The 12871-nt window shown below is 41.2% G+C and carries 7 protein-coding genes and 1 pseudogene; 5 read left to right on the top strand and 3 right to left on the bottom strand.

Annotation, left to right across the window (positions count from 1 at the left end; genetic code table 11):
- A partial coding sequence (locus AC5JMF_RS23215) for a beta-ketoacyl synthase N-terminal-like domain-containing protein (protein WP_495798064.1) occupies positions 1-4780 on the bottom strand: 4780 nt, incomplete at its 3' end.
- A 448-nt stretch (positions 4781-5228) separates the two neighbouring features.
- On the bottom strand, positions 5229-5507 hold the full coding sequence (locus AC5JMF_RS23210; protein WP_495798063.1) for a hypothetical protein: 279 nt from the start codon (positions 5505-5507) through the stop codon (positions 5229-5231).
- 1128 nt (positions 5508-6635) lie between these two features.
- On the opposite strand from AC5JMF_RS23210, the gene AC5JMF_RS23205 reads away from it, so the two are divergent.
- The 4 genes from AC5JMF_RS23205 (at position 6636) to AC5JMF_RS23190 (ending at position 10791) form a co-directional block, all read left to right on the top strand.
- Positions 6636-6959, top strand: coding sequence for a hypothetical protein (locus AC5JMF_RS23205; protein WP_495798062.1), 324 nt, complete (start codon positions 6636-6638; stop codon positions 6957-6959).
- Between the two features lie 458 nt (positions 6960-7417).
- Positions 7418-8611 carry an ABC exporter membrane fusion protein gene (locus AC5JMF_RS23200; protein ID WP_495798061.1) on the top strand — a complete coding sequence of 398 codons (1194 nt, stop codon included), beginning with the start codon at positions 7418-7420 and terminating at the stop codon, positions 8609-8611.
- A gap of 141 nt (positions 8612-8752) precedes the next feature.
- Complete coding sequence (gene devC, locus AC5JMF_RS23195) at positions 8753-9925, top strand: ABC transporter permease DevC (RefSeq protein WP_495798060.1); 1173 nt, start codon at positions 8753-8755, stop codon at positions 9923-9925.
- A gap of 179 nt (positions 9926-10104) precedes the next feature.
- A complete protein-coding gene (locus AC5JMF_RS23190; RefSeq protein ID WP_495798059.1) occupies positions 10105-10791 on the top strand; it encodes a DevA family ABC transporter ATP-binding protein in 687 nt (228 codons plus the stop codon).
- Positions 10792-10892: 101 nt separating this feature from the next.
- Here the strand turns inward: AC5JMF_RS23190 and AC5JMF_RS23185 are convergent, their stop codons facing one another.
- Entirely contained in the window at positions 10893-12401 is a 1509-nt protein-coding gene (locus AC5JMF_RS23185) for an RtcB family protein (protein ID WP_495798058.1), read from the bottom strand.
- Between the two features lie 240 nt (positions 12402-12641).
- On the opposite strand from AC5JMF_RS23185, the pseudogene AC5JMF_RS23180 reads away from it, so the two are divergent.
- Positions 12642-12871 (top strand): annotated as a pseudogene (locus tag AC5JMF_RS23180) (hypothetical protein); the annotation flags it as partial.

The following is a 12871-nucleotide window of genomic DNA, read 5'->3' as shown; positions in this document are numbered from 1 at the left end:
TCCAATCTTGGGCAATCAGGGAATGAGCCAATTTTGAGGTGGTCAGAGAACCATCATCGGTGATTAAACAGATGTGTCCCTCTGGTAGACTGCAATCTAGATAATCTGGTCGCGGTAAGATTTTGAGTTGGACAGGACAGCGTTGGATATTGTGGTCTATTCGAGGCGGCTGCTCAAACTCATGCTGATAGTTTTTTTTTTCATCTCCAATTAACTGTTGGAGATAGTTAACGATTTGACCAATTGTGCGTAGTTCTCCCAATTCTTCGACGTTCGGTTTGGGTAAGTCGGGGTACATTTCTTGCATCGTCCCCAAGATTTCTACGCGTTTGATTGAGTCAATACCTAAGTCTGCTTCCATGTCCATATTTAAATCCAGCATCTCTACCGGATAACCTGTTTTATCACTGGTGATGGTTAACAGGGTTTGACCTATATCTGCATACTCATCAGTTGCGGTAGATTCTTTGACGGTTACTTTAGTATCTTCTTCTGCTCTGAATGCTACGATTTCGCTGACTGGGGTTGATTGCTGGCTAATTGTTGACTCAAGATTAACGGGAAATTGAGAATTAGCAGTAATGGAGATTTTGGTATCGACTTCATCGCTAAACGTGAAGTTCTCAGCCTCTAATTCTTCTCCATAAGTGAAAGCTTCTGAAGAAGAAACACGGAATTGTATATACTCTACAACTTGACCGATTGTTCGTAGTTCTCCTAGTTCTTCTACATTTGACTTAGGAAAGTCGGGGTATATCTCTTGTAATGCCCCCAAAATCTCTACTCGTTTGATAGAATCTATCCCTAAGTCTGCTTCCATATCCATGTCTATGTCCAACATCTCTATTGGATAGCCTGTCTTATCGCTAATAATGGATAACAAAGTTGGACTAAGGTTAGCTACATCAATTATTGGGGATTGTGCGATGGCTACTGTTGCAGTTGCGTGATGATTCTCTTCTAGCAGGACTAGCACCGCATCTGGCGCTGGTTTTGCAACCTCAGTTAACACTGGCTCAACTTTGGTGGCAAATTCATCCTCAGATATAGCAACTATAGTTTCTTTCACTAAAGTAGGCTGATCTTCTGAGGATAGCGAAGCAGTAGGACTGTCTTCAGGTGAACGCAAAACAACCTGATTTATGTTGGCATCACCAGATAACAGCAGATCATACTGTTGTTGCAGAAATTGGAAGAATTGATTAGCATATTCCTGCTGATAGTGCAGGTATTGGTTATGAACGCGGAGGGTTTCAGCTTGATGATCGTGGAAACGCATCAAGCTACGTTCGGAACTGGAGATTGCAAGTTGCTGAGTTTGATTCTGTTGTTCGGTGAGTTTACTATTTCCCCACAATAATTGCTGTTGCTGCATTAATTGGAAGAAAGTTTGAGTATATTCTGTCTGATGCTTCAGAGATTGTTCATGAACCTGCAAGACGCTACGTTGATAGCGATTGAACTCTATCAGAGTATACTCTAGACTATCAATGACTCGCTGATAATTCACATTTGGTTCTTTTGGTTGCAGAGATGGCATATCTAGCCCTTTTGATGGCTCTTGATGCACAGATGTCTGCTTGCCGTTGGTGGAAGAGGAAGCAGCAGACGGATCTTTAATCCCATTTAACATCAGCTTGTTTTCATGCTCAGACCAACTATTAGAGTTAATCGTAGCATCATCCAATAAATTCCCCACCTCCCCGCGTCCCCGTGTCTCCACCTCCCCGCGTCCCCGTGTCTTCACGTCCTCCAAAGTAGCATTGAATTTCACTTGATCCCCATTTGCCAGTGCTTTAGCAAAAGCCTGCTTCGTTTTTTCTGAAACGTAGTTCGTGCTGTCTAAACGCACATTCAAAACGCGATTTTTGGGAACTTCTGGGATTTTACGCTCTTTTTGATAGGGATCTAAATTTTGCAGAGGTAAGCCAGCGACGCGCAACTGGATTACAGCTTCTCGCAAGGAGCGATCGCTATCCTTAGATGAGGTGGGATTCAAAGCCACTGCTAAATGAGGGCGATCGCTTAAAATATCTTTAACCAAGTTGGTCAGAATGTTGCGTGGCCCAAATTCAATGAAGCAATAACCGCCTTCAGCATAGATATTCTCAATCTCTTGCTTAAATAGTACCTGGTTCCGCAGATGTTCTTTGAGGATTTTTTGAATAACTTGCGGTTCGCTTGGGTAAGACTTACCTGTGACATTGGTGTAAACCGGAATTTGTGGCTCATGAAAAGTTACTTTTTCAATTGCTTTGGCAAAGGGTTTCTGTGCATGAGCCACCAAGGGTGTGTGGAAAGCTGCGGAAACTCCCAACAAGACAGTAGAAAATCCTTGAGTTTTGAGAACTTCCTGTACTTTGGCAATTTCTGCTTTGGCCCCTGCCAACACCACCTGACGATGGGAGTTTAAATTAGCGATCGTGACTAAAGGAAAATTTGGAATCAGTTCTGTAACTTGATCCACATCTCCCTTCACTGCTAACATACTTCCAGCATCAAACTGGGGATCTTGTGGTGCAGCCATGGCTTGTCCCCTAGCTTTCACTAAGAAAAAGTAATCTGCTGCACTCAACACCCCTGCTGCCCACAAAGCGGTAATTTCTCCAAAGCTATGTCCGGCAGTAAAATCTGGCTTAAATCCAGCTTGTTGCAATATCTTATATAAACCAACACTAAAAGCTGCGATCGCCGGCTGTGCGTACTCTGTTAACTGCAATTTTTCTAACTGAGCAGCTTTTTGCTCTGACTCAAATACAGGGTTAGGAAACACAACCTCAGACAGCGACTGTAAACTATCCTGACGTAAAAGGTTGTCTATTTCACCATAGGTTTGTCGCAAGCAAGGAAAATTAATCACCAACTCCCGACCCATTTCCAAGTATTGTGAGCCTTGTCCAGAAAACAACGCTACTACTTTTGCTTGTGTTGCCATCCCCGTTTTGCGGTAATAAATTCCCTGGGGATGCTCCCAAGATTCTGCTTGTGGCTGATTTTTCAACCAATCAATACTGATTTGTAATAAGTCACAAGCTTGTGTGAGAGAATCAGCAACAAACCCCACTCTGGCATTGGTAAGCGGAATCTCTAAAGATTCACAAGCCGCAATCAATTCTTGGTAATGTCGTTCTCCCCCATCAGCTTGTAATTGCTTGAGAGTTTGTTGACAGCGTGACAATAGCTGTTGGTGCGTCGTGTCAAACAGCAGTATTGATTGGGGAGTGTTGTGTAACCGATAGGGTAAATTGTGTTCGCTTTCATATTCTTCCAAAACGACGTGATAATTAGTGCCACCAAAACCAAAAGAACTGACTCCTGCACGTCTCGCTTGGGCATCATCTTTAATCCATGGTCTCGTTTGTGTATTTAAATAAAAAGGCGAACTCTCAATGTTCAGCTTCGGATGTGGTTTGGTGATGTTGATTGTCGGTGGCAATACTTTGTGGTGCAATGCCAAAGCTGCCTTAATTAAACTGGCCGCACCAGCAGCAGCTTTTGTATGTCCAATTTGAGATTTAACGCTGCCAAGAGCAATATATTGTTTTCTGGGATTAGCTTCGCCAAAAACTTCTTTGATCGATAAAAACTCTGTTGGATCTCCAACCATCGTGCCTGTGCCGTGTGCTTCGATTAAACCGACACTCGCAGGTGGAAATCCCGCATCTTCATAAGCACGACGCAAAGCATTAATTTGCCCTTCGGGACGTGGGGCATAGATGCTTTTATAGCGACCATCACTAGAAGTACCAATGCCTTTGATGACTGCGTAAATGCGATCATTGTCTCGCTTGGCATCTTCTAAGCGCTTCAGTACTAACATCCCCACACCTTCCCCCAGCATCATCCCATCGGATTCCGCATCAAAAGGTTTCACCTTCTGTCCTTGGGAGACAGCCGGAGTTTTGCTGAAACACATGTAGGCAAAAATCGAGTTGTCGGTGTCAACTCCGCCAGTCAGCATCATGTCGGCGCGATGTTCAACTAGCTCACTAATCGCCATTTTCATCGCACTCAAGGAACTAGCGCAGGCAGCATCTACTACGCAGTTCGTCCCACCTAAATCTAAACGGTTGGCTATTCGTCCGGCAACTACATTAGCCAGCATCCCCGGAAAGGCGTTTTCTTCCCACTGCACATATGCACTTTTGATTTTGGCGATAATCTTTTGGGTATCTTCATCAGACAAACCACTACTCTTGAGAGCTTTTTCCCAAATCGGATACTGTAATCTCGCACCCAATGGTACTGCTAGCTGTCCTGCTGTTGCTACACCTAAGATTACGCCAACAGTTTCGCGATTAAACTGCCGCGCTTCACCATAGCCTGCATCATCCATTGCAGCTTTGGCAACAACCAAACTCAGCAACTGTGAAATATCTGTAACTTCTAAGATGTTGGGTGGTAGCCCAAATTCCATGGGATTAAAGTCGATTTCTGGGATAAATCCACCACGCTTACAGTAGGTTTTATCAGGTGCTTTGGGATTAGGATCGAAATAATCCTCTATATTCCAATGGGAAGGAGGAACATCAGTAATACAATCAATTTTATGAATTATCTTTTCCCAATATTCCTGTAAATTTTGAGATTGAGGGAATATAGAACCCATGCCAATAATGGCAATATCAATTTGTTGTTTAGGCGTAGTTATTTTGTTGTTTAATTGGGGATTCTCAATCATAAATTTTTTTACCTGTATTAGCTTCAGCAGAGCCTGCTCAAAATCGCTAACTTCGTCCTCTAGCTGTGCCAAGACAGCTTCAACCCTAGAAGCAGCCATGACTTTATCTTCACTATTGTGTTTGGGAAATGTAAATGTATTTAGCAATTGAGTTCCTTTTGAAATAAGGAAACTTACAACTAGCTTTTAAGAGAAAATCTTGGTTCTTCAGATAAATAATTAATCGCTTAAAAGCTACAAAATAAATTGTTTATCAGCTTGAGCCTGGATAGTTTAATACAGAGTCATTCTATCCAATAGCATTGCGGCTTGAGTTTATCTTAAACTGGCTGTTTCTCAATTGCAACTCATATGCAACTTCATGGAAGGGAACGCTTAAAAGCGAACAGACAAGCTCAGTACAAGTATACTCAATGACTCCGCTCATACTATTTCACAAAATATCTGATACAAATGATTTGTCTATAATTCTTTCCCCCTGCTCATTTGTATCAACCTTAAAGTGAAACGGCATCAGCAACCAACACCCTTATCCCCTATTTCTTGACTACTCATTTGACGATTGTGATGGAATGCAAGAATCAGGCTCTTGGTCTTTTTTGCTCATTAACAACTGACGCTGAGCAGCAGCTAACAGCTTCTGCTCAAGTTCACTAATACTTATACCAAGCTCAAAGGCTGTTCTGTTTTTCCACTCTTCTAGCTCAAAATCATGGCGATTAAGCCATTCATGAACTGCTAGACGAGCCATCTCGGCTTTGCGAAGAGTTTGGCGAGCTGCATGAAAAATTAGCCGCTTGTTATCAAAGCTTGGTAACGAGAGCATGAATCGCTGTAGTTTCATTTTCTCCGTGGTATTTGGGTGGCGATCGCTATCACTCGCATAGCTATCAAAACTTTAATAAATTAGTATCTCACTTTAGTAATATCTCATAGCCAAAATTGCATATAAATTGCATACATAGATAGGGAGTGGAGAGTGGGGAGTGGGGAGTGGGAAATCAATCTTTTTAAGTTGTGTATACGGAGTTGTTTCAAAAACCAAATACTAGTCTTTTACTCAACTATTCAATTCTACAACCAGCTTTTACATCTATCTAAAAGTTGATATTTTTCAAAAAAATATTTAGATGTATACCAATTTAGATTATTCTGATACATCTTGATTTTTAAAATTATATTTTTTATATAAAGTAAATTTAGCAACTAGTAACTATATCTAAAGAATGAAAAATATTAATTGTCAACTGCTGATAAATCAAAAATCCTCCCTCTACAAGCTTTTTGTCGTCAACTACTGAGTTTTAATCAAAAAAAATACTTTAAAAAAGTAATATTTTATTATAAATATCCTCTATAATTTTTATCGTTCGATTCAATAAATAACCAATATAAAATATGTTGCATATAGCTTGCAATTGAGTATCAATCAGTTTATTGTATGTGACTAAATAATGTAACTCTATACTGTTCGCTTAACCAGGTGGGAGAAACCAGAGGTCAAGAGAATCACAATCAGCTAAAACACATCTAAATTGCATAATTCCTTTATCTAGTTGTCCTTTGTTCTTTGTCGTTTATAAATACAAATGACCAATGACAGTTTCAACCAAAAAATATGCAAATGGGACACATAATAGCTGATTAATTCACCTTTTACCTCATGAGTTTATCCACTTTCACTGCACAGTATTTTCATTAGGAGTATGGGAAAGGATGTAAGGGTGTGGGGGATCAGGTGTTGAACGAGAATTGAAGCCTCGCCCAACACAATTGTCCCAAGGAACGCAGCTTTTAAATAGAGGGTTGTTGAGCCTAAACCTTTCCCCTAAATTCCTACACCCCACACCCGCCCCAACGGGGCTTGATAAGTAACCAAGTTAAGATGATAACCCGTGTTGCATGAAGCGTTCTGCATAATTGAACTAACACGAAACTATAAGGGCTTGCTGGCATGAGACTATCTGAATTAGATCCACTCATCCCGCTAACTGAGTTGAAAGAAGAACTCCTGAAGTTGCCAAAAGGCTACTCGTTTTATGAAGAAGAACTAGTGGATTTCTTATCTAGACGAAGATGGCCTGAAAGCAATCGCCGTATTGACCGGACAACTTTCTGGCGCTGGAGAAATGACAATGGAATTGAGCATCAAAAAGTATTTAGTAGATTGGATATTTTGAAACTCTGCCAAATTTGTGACCATTATCGAGTAGATGGAACTCGCAGTGAGTATCTAGCGATCGTTAAAAGTAAGAAAGAGGTAGTATTAAACAAGTAAATAGGGGAATTGGGAATTGGTTATTTCTCCCCCTGCCTCCCCTGCCTCCCTTGCTCCCCTCTAACAGGTGTAGGTTTTTAATATTTTGCGTTTTGATCGATGCGGTGAGTCAGCGCGGTCTTGGGGAGCCACCCCTGTGGGCGGGTTTCCCGACTTGAGAAGCCACTGCGTTGCGGAGCGAGTGTGGTCTTGGGGGTTTCCCCCATGAACAACTCGCGTTGGGGTTCCCCCCGTTGTAGCAAGTGGCGTGGGAGTGGCGTGGTTTCCCCCATGAGCGACTGACGAACCCGTAGGGGACGCACAGAAAGATTTTGGAACGGAAAAATAGGCTTTTTCGGATTGAATGTGAAAAACCTACACTTATGAGCCTGCTCCACCTGCTTCCTATCAATCTTAAAGTGAAACGATATAACGTTGTGGGCAACCACCCGTGAGATTCCAACTTGGAAGACATGATTATGGTATTCAAACAAAGACAGTCTTTCACAAAATCTATAGGTTGGTGGTCGATAATTTTGGCAGCTATTTTGGCTGGAATTACTGGTACAATTTTCCTCTATGGTCTTTCCCGATTTCAGTTAGCTTCTAAGTTTCAGCCTCAAGCGACTCCTAGCAGTTCACCGACGCTGAAGGCTGTTGCTGCTTTAGGACGTTTAGAACCTGAAGGTGAGGTAATTCGTTTATCTGCTCCTGATTCTCAAGGAGGTATTCGAGTTGCACAACTTTTTATCAACAAGGGAGAACGAGTACATCAGGGGCAGATAGTTGCAATTCTCGATAGTTATTTTCTCCGTCTTGCAGCTTTAGAAAAAGCCCGAAAACAAATCTTAGTTGCTCAAGCTAGTCTCAATCAGGTAAAAGCAGGAGCCAAAGCAGGAGATATCTTTGCACAACAAGCAACGATCGCCCGCTTAGAAGCAGAGTTAAACGGAGAAATCTCTGCACAACAAGCAACAATCGCTCGTATAGCCGCTGAGTTGCGTAATGCTGAAAGCGAAAATCAGCGATATCAGCGCTTATATAAAGAAGGTGCAATTTCATCGTCTGATTCTGACGCTAAGCGTTTGCGAGTCGAAACTGTGCAACAGCAGCTCAATGAAGCTAAAGCCTCTCTCAGTCGAACTATAGAAACTATTCAAAAGCAGTTAAAAGAAGCTAGAGCCAAGCTTAATAGCATTGCAGAAGTCCGTCCCACCGATGTACAAGCAGCACAAACAGATATTGAAAGTGCAAAAGCCTCAGTCAGACAGGCTCAAGCAGACTGGGATTTAAGTATAGTGCGATCGCCCATAACCGGACAAATCCTCAAAATTAACACCTGGCCTGGAGAAATTATTGGCACCACAGGAATCGTTGACTTAGGTCGCACACAACAAATGTATGTGGTAGCAGAAGTCTATGAAACTGATGTCAAAAGAGTGCGTTTAGGTCAATCTGCAATTATTACTAGCGATGCTTTCTCAGGAAAAATCAAAGGAACAGTCACAGATATTGGTTTGCAAGTTGGCAGACAAAATATCTTTAATAACATTCCTGGTGCAGATACAGACAACAAAGTAGTTGATGTCAAAATTCGCATAGATAAATCCACAGATAATCAGCAGGTTGCTGGTCTCACTGACCTACAAGTAGAGGTACTCATCGATATATAGAGGCTAGGGATTAGGGGCTAGAAGAGAGAGATTTTTATACCCTACAAGGAACTATAAAAATATTTCTTCCCCACTCCCCACTCCCTACTCCCTACTCTCCAGACAGACCTTGTCTAATGTGCATCAATTGAGGTTGGCAAAATGATTCTCAATATACCTTTAGGTTGGCTACAACTAGCTAGGCAAAAAGCCCGTTTTATTGTAGCCTTGGCTGGGATTGCTTTTGTTACTGTTCTAATGTTTATGCAAATTGGATTTCAAGACGCTCTTTATGCTAGTGCTACACAGCTACATCATAATCTTAAAGGAGACTTGTTTATCATTAGCGCCCAATATAAATCTTTGACATCAAATCAAAGCTTTCCTCGTTCACGTTTATATCAAACATTAGGTTTTAAAAATGTAGAATCAGTTAGTCCTTTATATGTACAGTTTGCTAAGCTAAAAAATCCCAACAATGGGCTAAAGTTTCCTATGTATGTCATAGGATTTGATCCTGTAAAATCGATTTTTAAATTATCGGAAATTCAAAAAAACTTTAAACTGCTACAAATTCCCAATATAGTTTTCTTTGACCGTGCTTCTCGAAAAGAGTTTGGCCCGCTTGCTCAAGAATTTGAGCAAGGAAAAACTGTAAAAATGGAAATATTTACTTATACTGCATTAGTTGGCTATAAAGTCAAGATTGGTGGCTTGTTTAGTCTAGGGCCTTCCTTTGGAGTTGACGGAAATTTAATTGTTAGTTCTTCTACTTTTCTGCGAATATTCCAAGACCGTTTAGCACAAGATATAGATATAGGTATTATTAACCTTAAACCTGATACCAATCCTCAAAAAGTTTTAGCGGATTTAACTGCTAAGTTACCCAAAGATGTAAAAGTTATTACTCGTCAGGACTTTATTGAATTTGAAAAGACCTATTGGACTTTGAGAACACCTATTGGTTTTGTCTTTAATCTGATGGTGGGCATGGGATTTGTAGTTGGTGTAATTGTTGTATATCAAATTCTTTATAGTAATATTTCTACTCATTTGGCTGAATACGCAACCCTAAAAGCAATGGGTTTTAAAAATAAATATTTATTGAATGTAGTTTTTCAACAAGCTTTAATTTTAGCCTCTTTGGGTTATATTCCCGGTTTTGCTATATCTCTGGGACTTTATGATGTGGCAAAGAATGCTACAAAACTACCAGTAATTATGAGTTTAGATAAAGCAACCATAGTCTTAGTTTCTGTTGTATTAATGTGTTTAACTTCTGGATTCTTATCTACCAACAAGCTGCGAAAAGTAGACCCAGCAGATATTTTTTAATTTCAAAATGGGAGTGGGGAATAGAGAAGAGATGTTTTTAAATACTCGGTTTTTTTACATGAGTTTTTGAATCTTGCCTTTTTATTCTGTTCACTGTTAAAGACTGCCAATTCAGCATAACAATTACAGTAGAGCTATCATTATTTTGGCGAAACAACTAAGAAAAAATTTAGTAAAAGATGGAAACAAAATTTGTTATTAACATAGATAACCTCAATCATTATTTTGGTAAAAAAAACTTACGCACTCAGGTTTTGTTTAATATTAGTTTGACAATTAAATCTGGTGAAATTGTCATTATGACTGGGCCATCAGGGTCAGGAAAAACAACCTTGCTTACTTTAATTGGAGGATTACGCACTGTTCAAGAAGGAAGTTTGAAATTTTTAGGTCAAGAACTTTATGGAGCTAGCAATGAGCAATTAGTACAAGTACGTCGCTATATTGGTTATATTTTTCAAGCTAATAACTTGCTAGATTTCTTAACAGCTAGACAAAATGTTCAGATGTCACTTGAGTTACACAAAAATATTACCAAATTGCAAGCTTGCAATCAATCAGAAGCGATGCTTAATAACGTTAAACTAGATAATCGAGTGAATTACTATCCACCTGATCTTTCAGGAGGACAAAAACAAAGAGTTGCAATTGCCCGCGCTTTAGTTAGTCGTCCCAAATTGGTTTTAGCCGATGAACCTACTGCTGCTTTGGATAGTAAGTCAGGTCGAGATATTGTCACCTTGATGCAACAACTAGCTAAAGAGCAAAATTGTGCCATTTTAATAGTTACTCACGATAACCGAATTTTAGATGTTGCAGATCGCATTATTCATATGGAAGACGGTCGGCTGATTAAAGAAGTGTAGTTTAGCTAAAACATGTTTAATATCATGTTCGCTTGAAAACTTATCGTTAGGGCTGACGCGGAGACACGGGGAGACGGAGACGCACAGAAATTAGTTTATTACTACGCTTTAAATGTCAGAACTGGACTCAACCGGGCTACAACATCTATTATTTCTGCATTAACTTGGACATCAATTACAGACTCAATTGGTTTGTAAGCTGCGGGTGCTTCTTCAATTCGGCGTTCTTTACGTAAGGTGATGCAGTCTACTCCAGTTAATCCTAGTTCTGCTTCAGTTTGCAATGCACCTCTGCGGTTGAGTTCAAAACGCGATCGCGCCCTTCCCGCCCCATGTGATGCAGAATAGCAAAAGGCTGGATTACCTCTGCCCACCATTAAATAAGAATAAGCACCCATTGAACCGGGGATAATCACTGGTTGTCCTGCATAGGCGGGACATGCACCTTTGCGTGTTACCCACTTATTAATCTGGGATTGTGCAGATGTTGCATATAACATCTCCATATCTTCAACTTGGGGCAAGGTGATGTTATGCGGCAAGTCATAAACTAGAGGTGCGGCCACATCTCCATAGACTTCTCGCAAACGCAGACGTAGCAGTTCTGCCAAAAGCAAGCGATTGACGAAGCCATAGTTAGCAGCAGTGGCTTCAGCTTGTAGGTAGCTGGTAACTAGTTCAGGATGAGAATGAGTAGATAAGGGAAAAATTTGAGCATCGGGATATTTAAGCCCTTTTGGCCAAGTTGCTTTGGCACGATCTCGCCACATTCCCCCAATATACTTACCTACATTGCGAGAACCAGAGTGAATCATAAAAGTGATCTGACCTTCTCGCACTCCCCAAATGTGCGCTAAAGCTCGATTTTCTACTCTATCAACTCGCTGCACTTCCACAAAATGGTTGCCAGAACCGATAGTTGCCAGTCCACCGTCGCGTACTAGCCCATCATCGGGAACCAGTTCTGGTGGTGCTAGTTTCCAACTACCATCCATTGAACCACCTAAAAAGATGCGTTGGCCGAAGGCGTTGGCGAAGCCATCGCTTTCTTGAGTAAGTTGATGCAAATCAGATTTAACTACACTTCCTGTAGGGTGGTCTAGCATCGCATCTAGCCAACCAGGAACGCCATCCTCAAATAAAGCACGCATCGCGCCGGCAGTCATGGTTACATCGCGCGTACCAAAAAAGTAATCTCCTTTCATGAGTTCTACAAATTGGTGGCGCTTTGCCAAGAATTCGTCAATTGTTAAGTCGGCAACGTGCAAGCGCATCCCACAATTAATATCAGAACCGAGGGCACTAGGAATAACTTGACCCTCAGTTTCGACGACTGAACCAATAGCAACGCCTGCATCACCAGGGTGAAAGTCAGGTGTTGCACAGGCGCGACACACACACCCACCAGCGGGATGACGAACATTTGCGAGATTCGCTAACTGCTTTAGTGCTTTAGCTTCTATAGGAAAACCTTCCGGTAGCAGAACTTCAGCTACAGGGGCATCAGGAGAATTAGCTAAACGGACAGAATAAGTGTGTTGGTAATAAGTTACATCCAAACCCTGCCGTGATAATGCACGTAGGAGACGTTTAATATTTTTTGGCTGCATGAAAACTCCAAATAGAGTCTTAAAAAAGACCTTTTGTTGTGAAGAGATTGAGAGACATGGGTTCAGCAGCCGCGTCTCAAGTGCTAGGAGGGTGATTTTTCCTAAAGTATAGGAAAATCAATAGGCAAATTCTTACTAATTTGGTTATACAGCCTTAATAACACATCCTTCCATGAGGTGACAAGTATTTTGCGTTACACCATTACATCTCACAAGTTTTGATGTGGGAAATCGAGGTAATTGCAAATTTATCATAGATATGGTGCATTAATTGCATTACCTAGACCTTACCAGCGTCTTACAGATGCGATCCTCATGTTAGGGAATATAGATCAATGCCCCTGGCCAGCACCAGGGGCTTTTTATGTGATGAAAGGGAACAGGGCAAGAGGACGCGGGGACGCGGAGAAAATTTCTCCCTACTCCCTACTCCCTACTCCCTACTCCCTACTCCCTACTCCCTACTCCCT

The sequence above is a fragment of the Desmonostoc vinosum genome, assembly GCF_059505385.1.
This window is presented reverse-complemented; position numbering and strand designations above follow the sequence as displayed.